We start from the raw sequence: 23,599 nt of genomic DNA on the forward strand, positions 1-23,599 counted from the left end.
CCCTCCGGGGGCGGCCCGCTGTTTTCCGGCGGCATTAGAGTGGCGTCCGTGTATCGCTCACGTGTGGTGATCGTGGCCGTCGGCGTTCTGGTGCTGCTCCCGATGAGCGCGGCCTCCTGCGACGACGCCCCCGACCCGGTCCGGCTCGGCAACGCGCAGGTCGGCACGGTCGACGAGATCGTCGAGGCGCCCGGCACGGTGACCGCGCGGACCGCCGCGACCCTGACCGCGCCCGCCTCCGGCACCCTCCGCGAGCTGCATGCCGAGCCCGGCCGCCGGGTCCGCAAGGGTGACGTGCTCGCCGTCATCGACTCACCCGAGCTGACCCGCCGCCGCGCCGCCGCGGCCGAGGCGGTCGAGCAGGCCCCGTCCGGTGGTGGCATCAGCACCGGCGGGACCGCCGAGTTCGCGGCCGTCCGCAAACGCACCGACCGGCAGGCCGCCGACGCGTTCGAGCAGGCCCGGGCGGCCGCCGCGCAGATCACCGACCCGCAGGTCAAGAAGACGCTGCTGCACCAGGTCGACGCGGCCGAGAAGAACTACGAGACCGCCTCGGCGGCCTCGGCGACCGCCCTGCGGTCGGTGGAGCGCGGCGTCGCCTCACTGAGCCGCGCCATGGGCACCCTCTCCGCCGCCCAGCGGTTGCAGGCCGAGCAGGCGTACGAGCTGGCCGACGCCGCCGTCGACGCGCTCACCCTGCGCGCCCCGGTAGCCGGTGTGGTGCAACTCGGTGGCCCGGCGCAGACCGGTGGCAGTTCCCTCGCCGGCCTGCTGGGCACCGGGCAGGCCCCGGCCGGCACCTCCGGCGGGATGTCCGGGGTGGACACCGCGATCCCCGAGGGCGGCTGGGTCGCGGCCGGCACCCCGGTGGTGACCGTCGTCGACACCGGCCGGCTCGGGCTCACCGCCGAGGTCGACGAGACCGACGTGCTCCTGGTCAGCGAGGGCGTCGAGGCGGAGGTCGAGCTGGACGCCGCCCCCGGCGCCGGCTATCCGGCCACCGTCCGGGCGGTCGACCTGCTGCCCACCACCTCGGCCCGCGGCGGCGTCTCCTACCGGGTGCGCCTCGACCTCGGCGAGGGATCGTTCGCGGACAGCGGCGAGACCGCCCCGGCGCCACGGCCGGGCATGAGCGCGGTCATCCGCCTCAAGGTGCGGCAGGCCGCCGGCGCGGTCACCGTCCCCGCCTCGGCGGTGGTCAGCGCCGACGGGCACGACACGGTGTGGACGGTCCGGGACGGCCGCTACACGTCGGTGCCGGTGCGGCTCGGGGTGCAGGGTGAGGACACCGTGCAGATCGTCTCCGGGGTGAGCGCCGGGGAGCGGGTCGTGGTCGCCGGCGCCGACCAGGTCGACGCCGGTCAGAAGGCGCCGTGACGGCCGCGATCGTCGCCGACGACGTGAGCCGCACCTACCAGCTGGACGGGGTGTCGGTGCCCGCGCTGCGCGGCGTGTCGCTGACCGTCGAGCCGGGCGACTACGTGGCCATCGTCGGCACCTCCGGCTCCGGCAAGTCGACCCTCATGCACCTGCTCGGCGGCCTCGACCGGCCGACCGGCGGCACCCTGCTGATCGGCGGCCGTGACGTCAGCACGCTCAGCCCCAACGAGATGGCCGAGCTGCGCAACACCACGATCGGGTTCGTCTTCCAGTCGTTCCACCTGCTCGCCCGGACCACCGCGCAGGACAACGTCGGCCTGCCGCTGGTCTACCGCGGCATCGGCCGCCGGGAGCGCCGGGAGCGCGCCGCCGCCATGCTCGAACGGGTCGGCCTCGCCCACCGGATCACCCACCGCCCCAACCAGATGTCCGGCGGCGAGCAGCAGCGGGTCGCCATCGCCCGGGCCCTGGTCACCGGCCCGTCGGTGCTGCTCGCCGACGAGCCCACCGGCAACCTCGACTCGGCCACCGGCCAGTCGGTGCTGGCCCTGCTCGAATCGCTGGTCGACGACGGTGTCGCGGTCGTCCTGGTCACCCACGACCGGGACGTCGCGGCCCGCGCCCGGCGGCAGATCGTGATGAAGGACGGGCTGATCAGTGCGACTCGCTGAGGCCTGGCGGGTCGCCCTCGACGCGCTGCGCGCCAACCGGCTGCGCAGCATGCTCACCATGCTCGGCGTGATCATCGGGGTCGCCGCGGTCGTCGCCCTGGTCGCCATCGGCACCGGCACCAAACAGCAGATCGAGAACCAGGTCGAGGGCCTCGGCTCTAACCTGCTCCTGGTCGTCCCCGGCCGCATCCAGGCCGGTTCGGCGCCCACCTCGTCGCCGCTCACCCTGGACGACATCGACGCGATCAACCGGGTGGTCGGCGACCGCAGCCGGGTCGCCGTCACCATCGCCTCCGGCGAGACGGTCCGCGCCGGGTCGCGGACCGGCTTCGCCAGCATGCAGGGCGTCCTGGAGACCACCCCCACCGTCTTCGTCCGCCGGCTCGACCGGGGCGCCTACCTGACCCGGACCGACGTCAGCACCGGCCGCCGGGTCGCGGTCCTCGGCGCCGGCCTGGCCCGCACCCTGTTCGCCGACCGTGACCCGATCGGCCGGCAGGTCACCATCGGCGGCGTCCGGTTCCGGGTGATCGGCGTGTTCGAACCGCTCGGGCAGAGCCTCGGCGTCGACCGCGACGGCGAGGTGCACGTGCCGGTCACCGCCGCCCAGCGCCTGCTCGGCACCGAGCGCATCGACGGCATCGCCATCCGCGCCCCCGACCGGGAACGGATCGGCGAACTCTCCACCGCCGTCGTCGCCGCCCTCACCGAACGGCACCCGGACACCGACTTCTCCGCGGTCACCCAGGAGCAGATCCTCGGGGTGCTCGGCGACATCCTCGGTGTGCTCACCGGCGTGCTCGCCGCGATCGCCGGGATCAGCCTGCTCGTCGGCGGTGTCGGCGTCTCCAACATCATGCTCGTCTCGGTCCGCGAACGGACGAAGGAGATCGGCCTGCGCAAGGCGGTCGGCGCCCGGCCCCGCGACATCGGCGTCCAGTTCCTCCTCGAAGCGGTGCTGCTCACCACCACCGGCGGCATCCTCGGCATGCTCCTGGGCGGCGGCACCGCCCTGCTCGTCGACCGGTTCACCCCGGTCCCGGCCGCCCTCACCTGGTGGTCGATGGCCCTCGCGTTCGGGGTGTCCGCGGCCGTCGGCATCATCTTCGGCGTGGTCCCGGCACAGCGGGCCGGCCGGCTCGATCCGGTGGTCGCACTGCGTACCGAATAAGGCACTCCTGGGCCATCGGGCAACGCCTCAGGTGACGCCTGCCGGAACCGAATGATGGTTTCGGACCGGACCCGGAGGAGAACACCTTGGCCCATCAGTTACGCGACATGCACGGCGCCGCCCGTGCCGTCGCCTACCTGATGCTGGCCGCCGGGCCCTACAACTTTGTCACTGGCGTCCTGCTGAAACTCGGCGACCCGCTGGGCCAGGTCATCGCCCTCGCGGTCACCTCGCTCGTCCTGTTCACCGTCGGCCTGATCTGCCTGCGCCGCCCGCAGGCCATGCCCCGGCTGTTCTGGCTGCTCGTGCCGCTGGTGTCAGCCGGCGTCATCACCGGGCTCAACGTGGGCACCGCGGACGCCACCATGGGCCCGCAGCTGTTCTACCTGTGGCCGCTGCTCTACGCCGCGATGTTCCTCAACCGCCGGATGATCGCCCTCACCGTCGCGCAGATCTCCGCCGGGCACGCGCTCACCGCCTTCCAGTTCCAGGAGGGCGGACAGGCGCTCCTGGACTGGAGCGCCCTCACCGTGGCCATGTCGATGACCGCCGTCGTCGTCGCCGGCCTCCGCGAACGCAACGACCGGCTGCGCGCCGTCCTGGAGACCCAGGCGACCTCCGACGCGCTCACCGGCGCCGCCAACCGGCGCGCTTTCGACGCCGAACTCGACCGGGCCGTCGCCGGCGCCGGCCGCCACGAGCCACTCGCGCTCATCATGATCGACGTCGACCACTTCAAGACGATCAACGACACCTGGGGGCATGCGGTCGGGGACCTCGCCCTGCGTACCGTCGCCGACGCCCTCCGCGACGCCGCCGAGGACCGCGAGCACATGGTCGCCCGCCTCGGCGGCGACGAGTTCGCGGTCCTGCTGCGCGCCGCCCCCTACGCGGCCGTCCGCTTCACCGAACTCGCCCGCGCCCGGGTCGGCGCCGCCACCGGCCTGCCGTCCGGCCCACCGAGCCTCAGCATCGGCATCGCCGTCCTCCCCGACCACGCCACCGGCGCCGACGAACTCCAGAAGGTCGCCGACGCGGCCCTCTACCGGGCCAAGGAGGGTGGCCGGGGCCGCAGCATGATGGCCCTGCCACCCCAGCGGCTGCCCGCTTCGGCCTGACTCACTCCGCGGCCGGCTTACCGCCCAGCGGGGTCAGGATCTCCGGAGACCTGCGGGGGTACGGGCCCCAGCCGTCCCGCAGCACGTGGATGTAGACGGCCTCCAGGCACACCCCGATCCGCTCCACCAGATCGGTGTCCTCCGGCGCGCCCAGCCGGATCGCCCGCGCGAAATGGTCCAGCGCCTCCATGTGCCGCCCCTGGTCGAAGCAGCTGCGCCCGGCGTTCTCGTGCACCACACTGCGCACCGCCGGCGACACCTCCGCCTCCACCGCCTTCTGGAACAGCCGGTCCGCCTCCATGTAGTCACCCCGCAGCCGCAGCACGTGCGCCAGCTCCGCCTGAGCGATCACCATCGACTGCAGGTCGTGCGCCGACTCGGCGTGGGCCAGCGCCAGCCGGCTCGCCGCGGCAGCCATGCCCAGCTCACCGAGCAGGCGGTACACCTCCGCGCGTACGCTCAGCAGCCCCGCCTTGACGATGTTGTCCGCCTCGTCGGTGAGCGGCCCGTCGAGACGCTCACCGAGGGCCCGCAGCGCGTCCCGGTTGTCGACGACCTCCCGCAGGGTCGCCCCGTCCAGCCGCCACCTGATCGCTGACAGCTCGGCCGCGGTCAACGGCAGATGCGGAGCGAGTTCCGGCCCGCGCGGCACGTCCGGCGTCCTCGCCCCGTTGCCGTCACCGGCCGAGCCCTGCTCCGAGGCGCCCTTCTGCCCGGCTCCGCCGGGTTCTCCGCCGGCCGCGCCCGGGTTCCCGCCGGTCTCGGCCTGCGCTTCTCCGGCCTCGTCCGGTGTCCCAGCGGTCCTGGTCTGCGGTTCTCCAGCGGCGCTCGGATTCCCGCCGTCCCGGGCCTGCGGTTCGCCGTCTCCGGCCGGCCGTTTCCCGGCCGTGTCCGGGTGACCGGCCGTCTCGGCCTGCCGTTCTCCGGCCGCCTTCGCTTCGCCGGCCGCCTTCGCTTCTCCGGCTGCGGTGGCCTGCTGTCCGCCGGCCGTGGCCGTCCGCTCGCCAGCGGCCTGGTGCCGGGCCTCGCCGGAGGTTCCGGCCCCGTCGACGTCACGTTCCGCGGTGGTCCGGCCACCGTCTGCCTTGGAGGCGTGCCGCCCGGAGCCACCCCCGGCGCCCGCAGGTCCGTCTCCCGTGGAGCCGCCGTCCGCGGTGGCCGCGGTGTCCGGCTCACCGGCAGCCGCCGAGCCGTCGTCCTTCCCGGTGCCCTTGCTGACGAACCAGCCACCACCGAACGCCGTGTCGGCATACCGCCGGGGCTCGGTGTCCGGCCCGGACGTCTCCAGCCGGCCGATCGGCCGCAGATTGTGCAGTGTCCCGTCCGCATCCATGTACGGCCGGTCCACCTCGACCGGCTCCGGCCTGCTGAGCGGGAACCCGATCTTCTCCCGCCCGGCCCCGGCGCCCGGCTTGGGCATGGCCACTGTGGGCCGCTCAGCCGTGACCCCCGGCCCCGGAACCTGCCGTCCGTCACCCGGCGCGGCCGCAGAGGGCGCCCCGGACACCGGAGTGGCGCCACCGCGACCGGTGACCGGCCGCCCGTCACCCGCCGACGCGGGCGCCGGCGAAACCGGCGTAGGCCCGTTCCAGCCGACTTGCCGCCCATCCGGCGCGGGGGAGACCGGCGTAGGCCCGTTCCAGCTGGCCTGCCGCCCGTCCGGCGCGGGGGAGACCGGCGTAGGCCCGTTCCGGCCGGCCTGCCGCCCGTCCGGCGCGGGGGAGACCGGTGTGGTCCCGTTCCAGCCGGGCTGCCCGGCCGGTGCGCCCGAGGCGGGCATCGCGGCCCCACCCGTCCCCGGCCCGCGGGTAGCCGCACCGGAGGCGGGCGGCGCGGATCGCGGCGTGGCACCGTTCCATCCAGCGCCTGCCTGCCCGGCACCTGCCTGCCCGGTGCCGGTTTGGCCGGTACCGGCCTGCGCGGCGGCGTTGCCGGCGGTGTGTGCGCCGGGCCGCGGGCCGCCCGAGGACGGCGCCGAACCCGGCACGTCGCCCCGGACCGTCTGCTCGCCGGTCGGACCGTCCCAGGCAGCGCCCGTCTGGGGCGCCGATCCGAAGCCGTTCCACGGTCCGGCCGGCACACCCTGCGCGGGCGGCGCCGAACACGGCCCACTGGACGTCCCACCCGGACCGGCGTTGTTGCGCCCGCCGCCGGCCTGCGGCGCACCCGGCGTTCCGAACCCGTTCCGCGAAGCCTCGGGACCGGCGACCGGCGGCGTGCTGCCGGCCGGCGCACCCGCCGCGGGCGCGCCGAAGCCGTTCCACGAGGTCCCGAGCCCGCCGGGATCGTTCGAAGGCGGCGCAGATCGTGGCGCCACCGGCTGGCCACCGGAAACCGGCTGCGGACCAGCGGCAGCGGGCCGCTGGAGACCGGCGGCCGGTGCGATCGGCGGGGTGCCGGGACCGGCCTGCGGAGCACCCGGTCCGGGCTGAGCCGGCACCGCGGGCGCCGGTCCAGGGCCCGGGACACCGGGAGTGGTCCGGCTGGCGGGCGGCCAGGCGGCCGACGGATCCCCGCCCGGAACCGGCTGCACACCCGGACCCGCATCGCCGGGAACCTGCGGCCGGGTCGCGGGCGGCCACGCCGTGGCCGCCGAAGGCTGACCGGCCACGCCACCCTCGGGAGCCGGCGGCGAAACCGGGCGCGCGCCGGTGGCCGGCTGAGCCGCATCCGGAACCATGGCCCACGGCCCGTCCCCCTCACTGAGGAAGACATGAGCGGTACGAGGCGACCGAGCCCGCTGATGCGGACCCGCACCGTCACCCGGCCGTTCGAAACCACCGGTGACGTCGGGCCGTCCACCGGCGCCACCCCAGCGGGCGTCGCCGGGTGCGGCGGGCCGTTCAAAGCCGCCGGTGACATCCGGACGTCCCCCGGCGCCACCCCAACGCGGGTCGCCGGGTGCGGCGGGCCGTTCGAAGCCGCCGGTGACGTCAGGCCGTCCCCCGGCACCGCCCCAGCGGGGATCCGTCGGGGCGCCGGTGACGTCGGGCCGTCCACCCGGACCACCCCGTTGCGGGTCACCAGGCGGCCTTTCGAAGCCTCCGGTCACCTCGGGACGCCCACCGGGCCCACCCCAGCGCGCGTCCACCGAACCCGGCGCGCCCGGCCCGGCCGAGCCCGGCCCGGGAACCGTTCCACGCGGGCCCTGCCCCGGAACGATCCCGGCGGTCCCGGGCGCCGCGCCGGCATCACGTCCGCCGGCCGCGCCCCGGGGACCCGAAGCCGGAACGTCGGCCCGTGATCCGTTGCCGGAAGCCGCGTCACCGTCCGGGCGGCCCGATTCGGATCCCGGCTGCGGTCCGTTCGGACCGATCACGCGCGCCGGCGGAACCGGCGCCGGCGCGGCGACGACACGCGGCGCAACCGGCGGCTCGGCCTTGATGACGCGCGGCGCGGGAGGCGGTGTCGCAGTGCTGACAACCTTCGGCGGTACGGGCGCCTCAGCGCGACGGACCACCCGTGGCCCGTTGTCCGCGCCGGACGGCGGTACGTTCCCATCCGACGGGTTCGGCGGGGCGCCCCCATCCGGGCTCTGCCCAACCCCGGAACCTTGGCCGTCCCGTCCACTGAGATCGGCGGCCGGCTCGGCGGGCGCGTCCGAGGCGGCGCCCCGCTGTCCAGGCACGAGCCGGGCCACAGCCGAACGCCAGCCCCCGCGCCGCTCCGAGCCTTTCCGCTCAGCCTTGCCGGAAGCCTCCCGCCCGGCCCCGTCCACATCACCCTGACCGGGCGCAGCCTGGCCACCGGCCGCCGGCGGCGCAACCGGCCGCCCCGCCGCCGGATCAGCTCCACGATCCACCGGACCGGCCGTCGACCCGGGCCAGCCGCCCTGTCCCGGCCCAGCCCAGTCACCCTGGCCCGGTGCGGCGGGGTTGCCCTGGCCTTGCGCGGACCAGTCGCCCTGGCCCTGCGCGGTTCCGCCGGTGGCGGCGCCTTGCGGACGCTGTCCCGCCGTGCCCGGGCCGTTGGCGCCCTCTGGCACGCCGGGGCGGCCACCGGCGCCGACCAGCCCGGTCGGAACGGTCGGCTCCTCGGTCTCCGGCATGCCACGCCGGTCGGGGGCGCTTCCACGCCCGGTCTGACCGCTGGCGCTCTGGGACGTGTCGCGCCGGTCGGGGGCGCTCCCGCGCCCGGTCGGCCCGGCTCCGTTCTCCGGTTGCGGTGTGCTCGGACGGTCCCCGGCGCTCCCACGTCCGGTCGGCCCGGCCGCGGTCCGCGGCCCGTCGAGGCGTTCGCCGGCGCTTCCGCGCCCGGAATGTCCGGCTGCGTCGAGGCGTTCGCCGGCGCTTCCGCGCCCGGTCTGGCCGGCTGCGGTCTGGGGTGTGTCGCGACGGTCGGCGGCGCTTCCGCGCCCGGTCGGCCCGGCTGTGGTCGGTGGTGCGTCGCCGCGGTCGGCGGCGCTTCCATGGCCCGGCTCGGCCTGACCTGGCACCGCGCGGCCGGGACCGGACGGTGCCTGGCCGGGAAGGTCTCCGGGCGCCGTGGCGTGGCCGGCGCCGGCTTCGGGCTGGCCCGGGAAGTCCCCGGCCGAGGTGGCGGCGCTGTCCGGGCGGGCTGCTCCGGCCCGGTCGTCGGATGTGGACGGACGGCGTTCGGCCTGGTCGCGGGCTACCTGCTCGGCCGGGGTGCGGGTGTCCGCGGCCGCCGGCAGGGCCGGCTCGCGACGCTGGTCACGGTCCTGGCGGTAGCGCTCGTCGCCCGTACCGAAGACCTGGTCGAAACTGTCCGGACCGGAGGCCGGGACCTGCGCGCGTCCGGTGACGGCCGGGTCCTCGCGGCGGGCCGGACCGGACCGCCGGGCGTCCTCGTCGCGTCGGGGGCGGCGTCCGCCGGGCGGGCGGATCGGGCCGAAGTCGTCGTCCTCCCACACCTCGCCGGCGCGGGCGGGACGAGCCTGGCGGCGCCGGTCGTCGCCGTCGCGGGAACGGCTGTTGTCCTCCCAGTACTCGTCGGCGCCCAGTTCGATGGTGCGGCCGCTGCCGGGGCGGTCGCCGTCGCGTTCGACGTGGCCCTCGTCGTCCCACCTCTCGTCGGCGCGGATCTCCATGGCCCGCGGGCCACGGCCCCGGCGGTCGTCGCGAGGATCCCGCCGGTCGTCGCCGGCCAGCGGATCACGCTGGTCGCCCTGCGCCGCGCGAAGATCGTCCCGGGTGCTCCGGCCCGCACGCGGGTCACGCGGCTCGCCGCGCTGATCGCGGACGTCACCGCGCTGGTCCCGCGGGTCGCGCAGGTCACCGCGCTGATCACGGAGGTCACGGGAGTCGGCGCGGGGGTCACGGACGTCAGCGCGGCCGTCACGCGAGTCGCGCAGATCACGGGAATCGGCGCGCGGGTCACGAACGTCACGCGAGTCGCGCGGGTCACGGGAGTCCGCGCGCGGATCACGGGCATCGCCACGGCCGTCACGCGAGTCGCGCACCCCACCGCGCGGGTCGCGGGCGTCGGGGGAGACACCGCGCAGGTCGGCAGCGGAACCGCGCGGGTCACGTGGGTCGCGGCCCTCACCGCGGGTGTCACGCGGGTCACGAAGGTCACCGCGAGGGTCGCGCGGATCGCGGAGGTCACGGGGGTCGCGCAGATCGCCACGTGAATCGCGCAGATCGCGGGAGTTCCGGGCGTCCCGGATGTCGCGCGGGTCACGGGAGTCGCGGGGATCGCGCAGGCCGCGGGGATCGCGGACGTCGTCGCGCCCGGCGGGGCGGCGGTCCCGGTCGTCCCAGCGTCCGTCCCGCTCGTCGCGGCGGGCCGGCGCACCGTCCCGGCGGTCGTCCCATCCGCGGTCACGGCGGCCCGGGTCGTCGGCGCGGCGGGCGCCCCCGTCCCGGCGTGGCGGCGCGTCGTCCCGGTAGCGGGAGGACGGCCCGTATCCGCGTTCGTCGTCACGGCGCTGGTCACCCGTACGCTCATAACGGTTGTCTCCGCCGCGGCGCTGGCCCGCGCCGCCTCGCCGGAGTTCCGGGCGGGCCGCGGGGTCGACGATCGGGAAGTCGGGTTTGTCGAAGTCGACGCCGAGTTCGGGCCGGTTGAAGTCGACGTCGTCGAATTCGTCGCCGGCCAGGTTGTCGACCGACGTGTCGATCGGCTCGAAGTCAGGGTCGTTGAGCCAGGAGGGCCGTTCCGAGTCGAAGGCGGCCTGCTTCTGGCGGAGGTTCCCGTCCTCGGGCGCGCCCGCGCGACGGCGGGTCGGCAGGACCGGGTCCGGGGTGGTGCGTTTGGTGTAGTGCTTCTCCTGCTTGACCGCGGAACTCGGCATGAACGAGTACTCGTCGTACTCGTCCTCCCAGTACTCATCGTCTTCGAAGCTCATGACGCGGCCCCGAATCGGCTGGGGAAGGACCCAACGCCCCGACGCCGCATCCGTGCCACCGTCCTCACCCTGTACCACCTCCGCACCCCGGTGCCGCCCCCTGCGTCCCGCGATCAATACCTGCCACGTGGTGGATGTGGAAGGTTAACCACGGATTTGCGCAGTGCGCCACCGCCCTGCGGGTCCCCGTCGTCGGCCTCACGGACGGCCCGTGAGGGTCGATCGCATCGGCGCCGCAGCTCGCCGATGGAGCGCGATCATCGGGGTATACGTCCTGCGGGCGGCCCTGGTTCAACGGTTTGAGCAGTCACTATGACAGGGGTTCGGAGGCGGTTCCGGACGGGGTCCGGGGGTCGCCCTGATCAACGGTGTTCGCTGTCGTGAGGTGACGGGCCCGGTGTCGGCTTAAGGACTTTTTAAGCTGCTCTTCAGGAGAACCACGGACTAGCGGGTGACCCTGAACAGGTGACAGGCTGTATCGGAACACGCGTGAACGAGAGGTGTCCCGTGCGTGTCCGGCGGGTGGCGAAGGACACGCTCCGTGGTCGCGGATCATGGACCGGTGATCTGTCACGGTGGATGTGCACCCCGCCGCGGCCGACGATGTCCCGGCGGGTTCATTGCGGCCCGGACTCCCCGGCCCACGGCCGCCGCCCCCCCCGGTTACATGGCGGCCGCATCGTGCCCGAGACGTTCCGCTGAGACGACGCCCCCTCGTCTTCTCGCGGTTGGCGGTTCTTGGCACGGGGCCGGGTCGGGAGGCGGCGGCGGGAGCCCATCTCCCGCCGCTGTCCTCGCCGGTTCGCGTTGCCGCGTTCTCGCGTTTCGCGCTGGAGCCACCCGGCCCGGCGGTCACCGCCCCCCCAGCAAGGTGGCCGAGCCGTGCCCGGAACACCCCCGCGGGGAGGAGCCCCCTCGAATCCCTCGCGGCGTGCGTCACCGGGCGCCCCGGGCCGGGCCCGGAGGCGGCGGCGGAATCCTGTCATTCCGCCGCCGTCCTCCCACGAAGCCGCCGACCCGCAGGTTTCGCATTCGGTGGATCCCCAGCCGTCGGGCATGCCCCTTCTGCCAGGCGATCTTGATTTCGGTCGCCCCTGTCACGTACGAGTCCACAAGATCGCCGGTCATCGACGTGCGCGTGGCAATAAGTGGTGTGGGCTGATGCCACCGAACGGAACGCAGCCGGCCGAGCACCCGCACCGACTGGCGCTGAGCAGGAAACGGCAAGCCTGAATGCCGGGTTCGAGTGCCGACAACCTTCACCGCGAGGTCTTGAGCCGGAAGGACGACGATCAGCGCACACATTGCGATTGCGTGGGATTTCATCGTTGTCCCGAACCGGATGGACGCACACAATCGGCGCACCGTGTGCGTGCGTCCACGCCGGGACGATGCTGAACGCACACGCACGCCGATTGTGTGCGCTGACCACCGCTACCGTCACCGCCACCACCGCGCCAGTGGCGCCGGCATTGCTGGAGAGCTTCGAAGTCCAGGTCCGAATCTCCTGCTGACCTTGTGGAGTTCCGCGAGACAGGGGCGTGCCCGAAGTCAACAAGATCGCGGGCGGGTAGGCGCAGACGACCACGGTGGCTGCGGTCACCGTGGGTGTCAGAGGCGCCCGTCGGTGGTGAAGCCGCTGACCCGGGCGGGCAGCACCAGCCCGGCCGCGGCCAGCGCGGTGAGCAACGCGGACAGTTCGGTGCGGGTCAGCGTGCCGACAGCGCCGGGGTGTGGATGCGGCACTCCGAGCGCGGTGGCGGCCTCGACCGCCCGGGCGCCGATGGCCGCCTCGACCGCCCACAACCGGTGCGCGCAGAGCGACACGTGTGCGGAGGCGGCGAGCTCGCCGTGCAGGCGGAGCAGCCGGCGCAGGTCGGCGGCGAGACGTTCGATCGGCGGGCCCCAGGGTTGCGGGACGGGCGGGCGGAGACGTTCGGCCGCGGCCGCGCACCACCTGGGGACGTAGCGGCATCCGGCGGCCACCACGGCCGGCGCGGCGAGGATCAGGACGAGGCGTCCGGCATCGAGGAGGGTCACGGGGGTTCCTCCGACAGTCCAGCGGTCGGGTCTACCCCCGACCTTCCGCCGCGCCCGGCCACCCGTCAACGGACTTTGTGCGACTCGCCGAATAACGCAGCAGTGCCGCCTCGAACGCCGGATCGCTCACCCCGGCCCGATGCCCAGGAAAGTCGGCGTCGACTTCCGGAGGGCCGGCGGATGCGACGGAGGGACCGGCGGATGCGGCGGAGAGACCGGCGACGGAGGCGATGGTCCGGGCCACCGCGCCCGGCGCGGCGATCATCGCGATTCCAAGATCCTCTGCGGTACGGACATCGCGCCCCGCCGGATCGTCGACGGTGAGCAGGTACCAGCCCCGCTCCTCGGACCACCCGGCCCCCGCCTGGTCGTGGTCCCACACCGGCCGCCCGTGCAGCCGCACCTGACGGGCCAGGTCGAACGGGATCCACCCGTCCCGGACCGGCCCGTCGTCGGCTCGCCAGTCGGCGACCGGCACCCCGGCGTCCTCGAGTGCCGCGGCGACGGCCCGGATGTAGGCCGCGTGCGCCGCCCGGCTGCCGTCCACGGTTCAGATGACGGCGCGGCCGGCGAGTTCGACGAGGCCCGGACGGCCGCCGAAGACCCGGCGCACCGCCGCGCCCATCCGGGCGAACAGGTCGTCGCCGCCGAAGTCGGCCGGGCCCAGTTCGCCGATCAGCAGGTGGACGGCGAGCCCGTCCTCGTGGGTGCCGGGCAGGTAGCCCTCGCCCGGCAGGTCGGTGGCGAACACCCGGCGGGCCAGGGCGGCGTCGCCGTCGGGAGTGTCCGGTTCGGAGCCGTGCAGCCAGAGCAGGGCGGCCGTCTCCGGGCGCAGCACCCGCTGGAAGACGCACGGCTCGATACCGACGTCGACGAGCCCGCCGGCCCAGAACGGTTCGGACACCGGAAAGCCGGCGGCGGCCAGCGCGGCCGCGGCGGTGCGCCCGGACGGCCCGTCGTCCCAGGTGATGGTCGGTGGTTCCCGCTGGTCGGCGCGGGGGAACAGGCCGGGGACGCCGGACAGCGCCGTGAGGAGTCGGGCGGGCGTCATCGGCTGATCATGACGGCCGGTGGCGCAAATGTGAAGCCGTGCGGGCTGGGACGCCGGTCAGTACGTGTTGCCGTGCCTGTCGCGCGCCTTCAGCCGTACCGTGGGAAGCTCGGGCGCCGGAAGCGGCTCGGCCGGGCAACCCGCGACGGCGCCGAATCTCTCCCCGGCGGTCCACTGCGCCCGGGCCCGGACGATGTCGTCGTGGCTGCGGCCGACGAAGTTCCACCACATCACCAGCGGCTCGTCGAAGGGCGTCCCGCCGAGCAGGAACAGCCGGGCCGGCCCGGCCGACTCCAGGTCGAGACGGTCGCGGCCGCCGCCGAGGTGCAGCAGCGACCCCGGCGACAGGGGCGTCCCGGCCACCGTGGCCCCGCCGGACATCACCAGCACGCCGTGTTCGAACGCCGGGTCCAGGCCGAGCGTGTGCCGGGTCGCGGTGTGGCAGAGCAGTTCCGCGCCGACCAGCGGCGAGTGCACGCCGGCCGGGGAGCGCAGGCCGCCGAGCCCGCCGATCAGGACGGTGACGGTGACGTCGCCGTCCTGACGCGACGGCAGGGTGGCGTGATGCTCGAAGCGGGCCGGGCCGTGCCGGGCGTCCTCGGGCAGGGCGATCCACAGCTGGAGGCCGTGCATGCCGTCCGGGTGCTCGGGCGGGGTGAACTCGGAGTGGGCGATCCCATGCCCGGAGGTCATCAGGTTGAGCTGGCCGGGCGAGATGAACTGGTGGCTGCCGAGGCTGTCGCGGTGCTCGATGAGCCCGTCGACCAGCCATGTCACGGTCTGCAGGCCGGAGTGCGGGTGCGGCGGCACCTGCATGCCGGGGCGGCCGCTGACGTCGTCGGGTCCGAAGTGGTCGACGAAGCACCAGGCGCCGATCATCCGCCGTTCGCGGTGCGGCAGCAGGCGGCGGACCGTGGTGTACCGCCCGAGGGGCACGTCGTGGCCCGGCAGCAGCACGCTGTCGGCGATGTCCGGCGGGGTGCTCATCCCTCCGAGACTAGTAGTGACGCCGACCCCAGAACGCGGGTGATCTTCACTTCGATGACCACCCGGGCCGGGTTGGGGCGGGGCTGGCGGTAACGGGCGGCGTACCGCTGGACGGCGTCGGCGACCGAGTCCGGGTCGTCGCGGATCACGGCGAGGCCCTCGATCGTGCTCCAGCGGCCGGCGTCGACCTGGCAGATCGCGACCCGCTGGCGGCCGCGCAGCACGTTGCGGACCTTGGTGGACCCGCCCGAGGTGATCACCCGGGCCAGGCCGGCGACCGGGTCGAAGGTGGCCCCGACCGCGACCACGTGCGGTGACCCGTCGGCGCGCAGGGTGGTCAGCGTGCACAGGTGACGTTCGGTCCAGAAGTCCAGCAGCGCGGGGGAGTCGAGGGGAATGGAGCCGCTCACGGGCGTACCTCATCGGGGGTTGAAGTCATTTTTTCTCGGTCAGGCCGGCTCGGCCGGCAGGTCGCCGCGGCGGACCGCGGCGACCAGGGCGCCGTGGTCGCTCTCGACCTGGTCGGCGTAGGCGCGGGCGAACCGGGCCAGCGACTCGTCGAGCTTGTCGCCGCTGCCGACGTAGCCGGCGATCATGGAGGCGCCGCTGGTCCGGGCGTGCGACTTGGCGAGCAGGAAGCCGCAGATGGCGGCGTAGTCGGCGAGCGCGCCGGCGTTGATGTCGTCGACGACGATGGCGCCCTTCATGTCGCGGAACTGGCGCACGTAGTACTGATGGTCGCCGACCGTGGTCCAGCCGAGCAGCGGGTCGCTGACCGTCTGGAGCGCCTGCTGGTACTCCACCACCCGCTGGCCCTGGTGGCGGTGCCAGGCCAGCGCGCCGTGCTGGTGTTTCGCGACGACCGAGCGGCGGGCCTGCTTGAGCTGGAGGAAGAGCACGTCGTCGGGGCTGCTGCCCTCGCACAACGCGACGTACGCCCGCAGGCCGACCGAGCCGACGCCGACCACCTTGTGGGCGATGTCGACGATCCGGTAGCCGCCGAGGATCCGCGCCCAGTGCGGCTTGAGGGTGCTGAGGTAACCGTCGAGGGCCTCGGCGAGTTGTTCGCGCTCGTCGGCCGGGAGCCTGGTGATCAGCGGCTCCTCCTCGACCAGGCGCAGGGCGCCGTCGTTGCGCTCGGTGAAGCGGGGCAGTGCCCGGTCGCTGGTGCGGCGGCGGGCCCGGCGGGCGGCCCGCTCGATCTCGTCGCGGAAGCTGGCCCGGCTGGCCGCCGAACGCATGCCCTCGACGTCGAGCTGGTCGAAGGAGCGGGCCAGCAGCGGCTGCTCGGCGAGGTGGGCGATCTGGTCCCGGTACGACTCGACGCAGTGCTGGACGGCGTCCGAGCAGGAGCTCTCCCGGAAGCCGTTGACCCGGCCGGCGACGTGCACGCTCACCGCGAGGCGGCGCAGGTCCCACTCCCACGGGCCGGGGTGGGCCTCGTCGAAGTCGTTGAGGTCGAAGACCAGCTCGCGCTCGGGGGAGGCGTAGAAGCCGAAGTTGCCGAGGTGGGCGTCACCGCAGATGACCGGGGTGATGCCGGTGCTCGGCAGCCCGCCGAAGTCGTCGGCCATCAGGCCGGCGGTGCCGCGCAGGAAGGTGTAGGGCGAGGCGATCATCCGGCCGATCCGGACCGGCACGAGCCGGCCGAGGCGGCCCTCGTGGGACGCGACGACCTGGGCGACCGGGTCGGGCCGCCCGGCCGGGGTCTTCCAGTGGGCCATGTCGGAGCGTGGCGAACGGTCACGCAGCGACCGGCCGATCTCGTAGCGCTCGGCGCGCGGGGCGGCGGCCCGGCGTAACGAGGTGAAGCCCTCGTCCGCTAAGCTGCCGAGCACACCCGGCCCGGTGTTCGTTGCTGCTGAAGGTTGCATCGCTGCCGAGGGTACGTGTCGCCAAAGATCGTCCGCGCGGGGCTCGTGAAATGCCGATGTTATCGATAACATTTCGGAGTCTATGAGTAGCTGGCGGAGTCCCGTTACGCTCCATCAGACCTGGATCGGACGAGGTGCGCAAGTGGACAAGGGATCACGTAGCCCGGCGATGACGGATGTGGCCCGGCTGGCCGGTGTCTCCCATCAGACCGTCTCGCGTGTCCTCAACGATCATCCCAATGTCAAGGAGCAGACCCGCATCCGGGTCCGGGCCGCCATCGCCGAGCTCGGCTACCGCCCCAACCGCGCCGCGCGTGCCCTGGTCACCGGCCGGTCCCAGCTGATCGGCGTGGTCGCGCGCAACAGCACCCTGTTCGGCCCGGCCACCATGCTCAGCGAGTTCGAGCAGGCCGCCGCGGACGCCGGTTTCGCGGTGAGCGTGGGCAGTGTCCGCGAGCTGGACCGGTCGTCCATCTCGGCGGTCGTCGACAGGCATCTGGACCAGCGGGTGGCCGGTCTCGTGGTGATCGCCAACACCGCGTCGGCCACCGAGGCGCTCGCCGAGATCCCGGAGGACCTGCCGGTCGTCTTCATCGACGGCGACCCGTCCAGCGGGCGCCCGCTGGTGACGGTGGATCAGGTGGCCGGCGCCCGTGCGGCGACGAGGCACCTGCTCGACGCCGGGCACGAGACGGTCTGGCACGTGTCCGGCCCGACCGACTGGTTCGACTCGGCCGGCCGGATCCAGGGCTGGCGGCAGACCCTCGAGGAGGCCGGCGCCGAGGTGCCGCCGCTGCTGTCGGCCGACTGGTCGGCGGCCGAGGGCTACCGGACCGGGCAGATGCTGGCCCGGATGCCCGAGGTGACCGCCATCTTCACCGCGAACGACCACCTGGCCCTGGGCATCCTGCGGGCGCTGCACGAGCGTGGCCGGCGGGTGCCGCACGACGTGAGCGTGGTCGGTTTCGACGACGTTCCGGAGGCGGCCTACTTCATTCCGCCGCTGACCACTGTCCGGCAGGCCTTCGGTGACGTTGCGCGGGCCGCGTTGAGCCTGCTCCTGGGCCAGATGAGGGACGATTCCGGCACGGCTGACCAGATCGTCGTGCCGCCGCAGCTGATCGTCCGGGAAAGCGCCCCCCGGCGCATCTGAGCGATTACTCTCCGCCTACGTTAATGGGCCGTTACCTCGTTGTTGCCGACGGGCGTTGACAGGCCCATTTGTTAGCGATAACACTGGGGTTCTCCCGCCGGGATGTGGTCGCGGCCACCCTCTCGGCCACCCCTCGGAGGTACATCCCATGGCCGGGTATGGCGTGACGTTTGGTGACGGTGGCCCTGTTTCCGGACGTAAGATCACTGGGTTGCCGGCTGCCCTCATGGCCGGTGACCGGATGAAGACGTGCCTGCCTGCTCCGGCGACGGTGGGCCGCGCTGTCGCGGGCGCCTGAACTTCTTCGACCAAAGGACCAACCGATGAACCCGCAGATCTGGTTCCTGACCGGAAGCCAGCATCTCTACGGCCCGGAGACCCTTCAGCAGGTCGCCGACCAGTCCGCCGAGATCCAGCGGACCCTGGCCGCCGGTGGCCTCGCCGCCGAGATCGTCGGCAAGCCGGTGCTCACCGATTCGGCCGCCATCAAGCAGGTCATGCTGGAGGCCAACGCCGACCGCGACTGCATCGGCGTGATCGCCTGGATGCACACGTTCTCGCCGGCCAAGATGTGGATCGGCGGCCTGGACGCGCTGCGCAAGCCGCTGCTGCACCTGCACACCCAGCACAACCAGTCACTGCCGTGGTCGACCATCGACATGGACTTCATGAACCTCAACCAGGCCGCGCACGGCGACCGGGAGTTCGGGTTCATCCAGGCGCGCCTCGGCGTGCCGCGCAAGGTGGTCGCCGGGCACGTGGCCGACCCGTCGGTGGTGAAGCGCATCGACGCCTGGACCCGGGCCGCGACCGGCCTCCAGCACCTGCGCAGCCTGCGGCTGGCGCGCTTCGGCGACAACATGCGCGACGTCGCGGTCACCGAGGGCGACAAGGTCGAGGCCGAGCTGCGGTTCGGCGTCTCGGTCAACACGTACGGCGTGAACGACCTCGTGGCGGTCGTGGACCAGGTGTCCGACATCGAGATCGACAAGCTGATCGCCGAGTACCGCGACGTCTTCGAGATCGCCCCCGAGCTGCTCGGCGACCGTCTCGACTCGTTCCGCTACGCCGCCCGGATCGAGGCCGGCCTGCGGCGGTTCCTGACCGAGGGCGGCTTCGGGGCCTTCACCACCAACTTCGAGGACCTCGGTGGGCTGCGGCAGCTGCCGGGCCTCGCCGTGCAGCGTCTGATGGCGGACGGTTACGGCTTCGGTGGCGAGGGTGACTGGAAGACCTCGGTCCTCGTGGCCACCGTGAAAGCGATGGGCGCCGGAACCGGACGTGGCACCTCATTCATGGAGGATTACACCTACCACTTCGGTCCGGGTGAGCCTAAGATCCTCGGCGCGCACATGCTCGAGGTCTGCCCGTCCATCGCGTCGGCGAAGCCGCGCGCCGAGATCCACCCGCTGGGGATCGGCGGCCGGGAGGACCCCGTGCGCCTGGTCTTCGACGCGGCCCCCGGCCCGGCGGTGGTCATGGGCATGGCCGACATGGGAGACCGGTTCCGCCTGGTCGCGAATGAGATCGAGGTGATCCCGCCGGACGAGCCGCTGCCGAACCTGCCCGTGGCCCGCGCGGTGTGGAAGCCCGCCCCGTCGCTGTCCACCTCCGCCGAGTGTTGGATCATGGCCGGCGGACCGCACCACACGGTGCTCACCCAGGCGGTCGGCGCGGAGACACTGCGCGATTTCGCGGAGATGGCCCAGACCGAACTTCTGTTGATCGATGAGCGCACCAGCCCGGCCGATTTCGCTGACCGGGTGCGCTGGAACCAGGCGTACTTCCGCCTGGCCCGCCCCCTGTAACACCCGTTCTCAAAGAGGAGATTCCACCGTGAAATATCCCCGGCTCGCGGCCGTTCTGACCGCTGCCACCATGGTCGCCACGATGGCCGCCTGCGGCGACGCCGAGAAGACCGCCGACAAGGAGGCCGCCAGCGGTGACACCGCCGGCGCGCTGGTCGGCATCACCATGCCGACGCGTTCCTCGGAGCGCTGGATCCACGACGGCGACAACCTCAAGTCGCAGCTCGAGGGCCTGGGCTACAAGGTCGACCTGCAGTACGCGGAGAACGACATCCCGACCCAGACCCAGCAGCTGGACAGCCAGATCACCAAGGGCGCGAAGCTGCTGATCATCGCGTCGATCGACGGCGAGGCGATCACCACCCAGCTGGAGAACGCCAAGACGGCCGGCATCAAGGTCATCGCGTACGACCGGCTCATCCGTAAGAGCCCGAACGTGGACTACTACGCCACCTTCGACAACTTCAAGGTCGGTGTCCAGCAGGCCACCTCGCTGCTGACCGGCCTGGGCGTGCTCGACGCGACCGGCAACAAGACCGACAAGAAGGGCCCGTTCAACGTCGAGCTCTTCGCCGGTTCGCCGGACGACAACAACGCCACGTTCTTCTTCAACGGCGCCAAGAGCATCCTGGACCCGTACATCGCCGACGGCACCCTCGTCGTCAAGAGCGGCCAGAAGGACTTCGAGACCGTCGCCACGCTGCGGTGGGACCCGGAGACCGCGCAGAAGCGCATGGAGAACATCCTGACCTCGACCTACAAGGACGGCTCGAAGGTCAACGGCGTTCTGTCGCCCTACGACGGCATCTCGATCGGTATCCTCTCGGCCCTCAAGTCCGGCGGCTACGGCACCGGCGCGCAGGCCTACCCGATCGTGACCGGCCAGGACGCCGAGCTCGCCTCGACCAAGTCGATCCTCGCTGGTGAGCAGTACTCCACCATCTTCAAGGACACCCGTAACCTGGCCAAGGCCACCGGCGAGATGGCCGACGCCGTCCTCAAGGGCCAGACCCCGAAGACGAACAACACGACGGACTACGACAACGGCGTCAAGGTCGTCCCGTCGCAGCTCCTCGACTCCGTCATCGTCACCAAGGACAACGTCCAGAAGGAACTGGTCGACGCTGGCTACTACACGGCTGACCAGCTGAAGTGATGTAGGACCCGCGCCCCCGCCCGTCCCCCGGCGGGCGGGGGCGCGGCCTCATCAGCCCATAGGAGGGCTCCATGACCGACACGATCCTGCGGATGAGCGGCATCACCAAGACGTTCCCGGGCGTCAAGGCGCTGCAGGACGTCAATCTCGAGGTACGCAGAGGCGAGATCCACTCCATCTGCGGCGAGAACGGGGCCGGCAAGTCGACCCTGATGAAGGTGCTCTCGGGTGTCTACCCGCACGGCACCTACGAGGGCGACATCCAGTACGACGGCGAGCTGTGCCACTTCTCCGGCATTCGTGACAGTGAGCATCGCGGCATCGTCATCATCCATCAGGAGCTGGCGCTCGCGTCCAATCTTTCCATCGCCGAGAACATCTTTCTCGGCAACGAGCAGGCCAAGAACGGCTGGATCAACTGGAACCGGACCAACGCGGCGGCGGACCAGCTGCTGCGCCGGGTGGGCCTCGCGGAGAGCGCTGTCACGCCCGTCGTCGAACTCGGCGTCGGCAAGCAGCAGCTGGTGGAGATCGCCAAGGCCCTCTCCAAGGAGGTCCGGCTGCTGATCCTCGACGAGCCCACCGCGGCGCTCAACGACGAGGACTCGGCCCACCTGCTGAACCTGCTGCGCGGACTGCGTGACGAGGGCATCACCTGCGTGATCATCTCGCACAAGCTCAACGAGGTGATGGGCATCTCGGACCGGGTCACCATCCTGCGGGACGGGCGGACCATCTGGACCGAGAACACCGTGAACCTCACCGAGGAGAAGATCATCTCGGGCATGGTCGGCCGCGACATGGAGCACCGGTACCCGGACCACACCCCGAAGATCGGCGAGGAGTCGCTGCGGATCGCCGACTGGACGGTCTACAGCCCCACCCAGCCCGACCGCGCGCTGGTCCGCAACGCCAACCTGACCCTGCGCCGCGGCGAGATCGTCGGCCTGGCCGGCCTGATGGGCGCCGGCCGCACCGAGCTGGCGATGAGCGTCTTCGGCCGCTCCTACGGCGTCAACATCTCCGGCCGGCTGTTCAAGGACGGCAAGGAGATCCAGGCGCGGAGCGTTCGCGAGGCGATCGACCACGGCATCGCCTACGCCACCGAGGACCGCAAGCGGTACGGCCTGAACCTGATCGAGGACATCAAGCGCAACGTCTCGGCGGCCGCGCTCAGCAAGCTCGCCAAGGGCGGCTGGGTCGACGGCAACGAGGAGTTCAAGGTCGCCGACGAGTTCCGGGCCAGCATGAACATCAAGTCGCCGACGGTCGAGGCGATCGTCGGCAAGCTTTCCGGCGGCAATCAGCAGAAGGTCGTACTCTCCAAGTGGATCTTCACTGACCCGGACGTGCTGATCCTGGACGAGCCGACCCGGGGCATCGACGTCGGCGCGAAGTACGAGATCTACACGATCATCAACCGGCTCGCCGACGAGGGGAAGGCCATCCTGGTCATCTCGTCCGAGCTGCCCGAGCTTCTCGGGATCTGTGACCGCATCTACACCCTCTCGGCCGGCCGGATCACCGGCGATGTGCCGCGCGCCGAGGCCACGCAGGAGAGCCTGATGACCCTGATGACGAAGGAAGTACAGGAGGTAGCGCCGTGACGGCCGCACCCGCGCAGGTCGGCAAGGGCGCGAACGTGCCCGGGCGCGACACGGCTCCCCGCAGGGTCAACTTCGACCTGAAACAGAGCGGCATCTACATCGCTCTGGCGATCACCGTCGTGATCTTCACGGCTCTGACCGGCGGCGACCTGCTCGCCCCGCAGAACCTGAGCAACATCATCGTGCAGTACTCGTACATCCTGGTGCTCGCCATCGGCATGGTGCTGATCATCATCGCCGGGCACATCGACCTCTCGGTCGGCTCGGTGGTGGCCGCGTCCGGCGCGTTCGCCGCGGTCATGATGGTCGAGATGGATCTGGCCTGGCCGATCGCGGTGCTCGCGACGCTGGCGTTCGGCGCGCTGGTCGGCGCCTGGCAGGGCTACTGGGTGGCGTACTTCGGCATTCCCGCCTTCATCGTCACCCTGGCCGGCATGCTGCTGTTCCGCGCGGTCACCTACATGATCCTCGGCAACAAGGGCATCGGCCCGTTCCCCGACGAGATCCGCACCCTGGCCAACGGCTTCATCCCGGGCTGGATGGGCAACATCGGCCTGGGCGGCGCGCTCGGCGGCGCCGACCTGTTCAGCATCATCGTCGGCGTCCTGGTCGTGGTGGCGATGGCCGTCGTCCAGTTCCGCACCCGGGCCGGCCGGATCCGCTACAGCCAGGCCGTCGACCCGATGTGGCTGTTCCTGCTCAAGGTCATCGTCCCGGCGCTGCTGGTGCTGTTCCTGGTCGTGCAGCTGGCCCGGTTCCGCAACCTGCCGTGGGTGCTGGTCCTGCTGGCGATCCTGGTGGTCGGCTACACCATGGTCACCAACCGGGCTGTCTTCGGCCGGCAGATCTACGCGGTCGGCGGCAACCTCCAGGCCGCGACGCTCTCCGGCGTCAAGGTCAAGTCGGTGGTGTTCTGGCTGTTCGTCAACATGGGCGTGCTGTCCGCGGTGGCCGGCCTGATCTTCGCCGGCCGGCTCAACCTGGCCGGCCCGACCGCCGGCAACAGCTTCGAGCTGGACGCCATCGCGGCCGCGTTCATCGGCGGCGCCGCCGTCCAGGGCGGTGTCGGCAAGGTGGTCGGCGCCATCACCGGCGGTCTGATCATGGGTGTCATCAACAACGGCGCCGGCCTGATCGGCTGGCAGACCGAGACGGTCATGCTGGTCAAGGGCTTCGTGCTGCTCGCCGCGGTGGCCTTCGACGTGTGGTCGAAGCGCCGCACGGCCGGCGCCGCCTAGGAAGCCGGCCGGCCCGGGACAGGGCCTTGATCCGG

16 protein-coding genes are annotated in these 23,599 nt (G+C 72.5%); 9 read left to right on the forward strand and 7 right to left on the reverse strand.

All coding sequences use genetic code 11. From position 1 onward, the window contains the following. Positions 1-48: 48 nt before the first annotated feature. The 4 genes from AB0E94_RS10490 to AB0E94_RS10505 all read left to right on the forward strand — a co-directional run bounded on the left by AB0E94_RS10490 (position 49) and on the right by AB0E94_RS10505 (position 4,340). Positions 49-1,377: an HlyD family efflux transporter periplasmic adaptor subunit gene (locus AB0E94_RS10490; RefSeq protein WP_360324807.1), complete on the forward strand. Its 1,329-nt coding sequence runs from the start codon at positions 49-51 to the stop codon at positions 1,375-1,377. Then, the gene (locus tag AB0E94_RS10495) at positions 1,374-2,051 is read left to right on the forward strand and encodes an ABC transporter ATP-binding protein (protein WP_360324810.1); all 678 of its coding nucleotides are present in this window, start codon (positions 1,374-1,376) and stop codon (positions 2,049-2,051) included. The genes AB0E94_RS10490 and AB0E94_RS10495 overlap by 4 nt, the downstream gene beginning before the upstream one ends. Next, positions 2,038-3,222 carry an ABC transporter permease gene (locus tag AB0E94_RS10500; RefSeq protein ID WP_360324813.1) on the forward strand — a complete coding sequence of 395 codons (1,185 nt, stop codon included), beginning with the start codon at positions 2,038-2,040 and terminating at the stop codon, positions 3,220-3,222. Before AB0E94_RS10495 ends, AB0E94_RS10500 begins: the two co-directional genes overlap by 14 nt. An 86-nt stretch (positions 3,223-3,308) precedes the next feature. Then, positions 3,309-4,340: a GGDEF domain-containing protein gene (locus AB0E94_RS10505; RefSeq protein WP_360324816.1), complete on the forward strand. Its 1,032-nt coding sequence runs from the start codon at positions 3,309-3,311 to the stop codon at positions 4,338-4,340. Between the two features lies 1 nt (position 4,341). Here the strand turns inward: AB0E94_RS10505 and AB0E94_RS10510 are convergent, their stop codons facing one another. The 7 genes from AB0E94_RS10510 to AB0E94_RS10540 form a co-directional block, all read right to left on the reverse strand. Next, positions 4,342-10,650 (reverse strand): hypothetical protein, encoded by a 6,309-nt coding sequence (locus AB0E94_RS10510; RefSeq protein ID WP_360324818.1) that lies wholly within the window; start codon positions 10,648-10,650, stop codon positions 4,342-4,344. Between the two features lie 1,611 nt (positions 10,651-12,261). Beyond that, positions 12,262-12,690 (reverse strand): hypothetical protein, encoded by a 429-nt coding sequence (locus AB0E94_RS10515; protein WP_360324820.1) that lies wholly within the window; start codon positions 12,688-12,690, stop codon positions 12,262-12,264. Between the two features lie 31 nt (positions 12,691-12,721). Next, positions 12,722-13,237, reverse strand: a complete 516-nt coding sequence (locus AB0E94_RS10520; RefSeq protein WP_360324822.1) for a DUF6292 family protein — start codon at positions 13,235-13,237, stop codon at positions 12,722-12,724. A 3-nt stretch (positions 13,238-13,240) separates the two neighbouring features. After that, positions 13,241-13,741 carry a hypothetical protein gene (locus AB0E94_RS10525; RefSeq protein ID WP_360324824.1) on the reverse strand — a complete coding sequence of 167 codons (501 nt, stop codon included), beginning with the start codon at positions 13,739-13,741 and terminating at the stop codon, positions 13,241-13,243. A gap of 57 nt (positions 13,742-13,798) precedes the next feature. Continuing rightward, complete coding sequence (locus AB0E94_RS10530; protein ID WP_360324827.1) at positions 13,799-14,728, reverse strand: pirin family protein; 930 nt, start codon at positions 14,726-14,728, stop codon at positions 13,799-13,801. Beyond that, complete coding sequence (locus tag AB0E94_RS10535; RefSeq protein WP_360324830.1) at positions 14,725-15,138, reverse strand: PPOX class F420-dependent oxidoreductase; 414 nt, start codon at positions 15,136-15,138, stop codon at positions 14,725-14,727. Before AB0E94_RS10535 ends, AB0E94_RS10530 begins: the two co-directional genes overlap by 4 nt. Positions 15,139-15,177: 39 nt before the next feature. Beyond that, positions 15,178-16,602, reverse strand: coding sequence for a DUF2252 domain-containing protein (locus AB0E94_RS10540; protein WP_360324832.1), 1,425 nt, complete (start codon positions 16,600-16,602; stop codon positions 15,178-15,180). 169 nt (positions 16,603-16,771) lie between these two features. On the opposite strand from AB0E94_RS10540, the gene AB0E94_RS10545 reads away from it, so the two are divergent. The 5 genes from AB0E94_RS10545 to mmsB all read left to right on the forward strand — a co-directional run bounded on the left by AB0E94_RS10545 (position 16,772) and on the right by mmsB (position 23,564). After that, the gene (locus AB0E94_RS10545) at positions 16,772-17,755 is read left to right on the forward strand and encodes a LacI family DNA-binding transcriptional regulator (protein WP_360325119.1); all 984 of its coding nucleotides are present in this window, start codon (positions 16,772-16,774) and stop codon (positions 17,753-17,755) included. Between the two features lie 323 nt (positions 17,756-18,078). Next, positions 18,079-19,563 (forward strand): L-arabinose isomerase, encoded by a 1,485-nt coding sequence (gene araA / locus AB0E94_RS10550; protein ID WP_360324835.1) that lies wholly within the window; start codon positions 18,079-18,081, stop codon positions 19,561-19,563. A 28-nt stretch (positions 19,564-19,591) separates the two neighbouring features. Further along, a complete protein-coding gene (gene chvE / locus AB0E94_RS10555) occupies positions 19,592-20,719 on the forward strand; it encodes a multiple monosaccharide ABC transporter substrate-binding protein (protein ID WP_360324838.1) in 1,128 nt (375 codons plus the stop codon). A gap of 71 nt (positions 20,720-20,790) precedes the next feature. Then, positions 20,791-22,326, forward strand: a complete 1,536-nt coding sequence (gene mmsA, locus AB0E94_RS10560) for a multiple monosaccharide ABC transporter ATP-binding protein (protein ID WP_360324841.1) — start codon at positions 20,791-20,793, stop codon at positions 22,324-22,326. Beyond that, positions 22,323-23,564 (forward strand): multiple monosaccharide ABC transporter permease, encoded by a 1,242-nt coding sequence (mmsB, locus tag AB0E94_RS10565; protein WP_360324843.1) that lies wholly within the window; start codon positions 22,323-22,325, stop codon positions 23,562-23,564. Before mmsA ends, mmsB begins: the two co-directional genes overlap by 4 nt. Positions 23,565-23,599 lie beyond the last annotated feature (35 nt).

It is taken from the genome of Actinoplanes sp. NPDC026670 (assembly GCF_040638175.1).
In the GTDB taxonomy this organism is placed as follows: Bacteria; Actinomycetota; Actinomycetes; order Mycobacteriales; family Micromonosporaceae; genus Actinoplanes.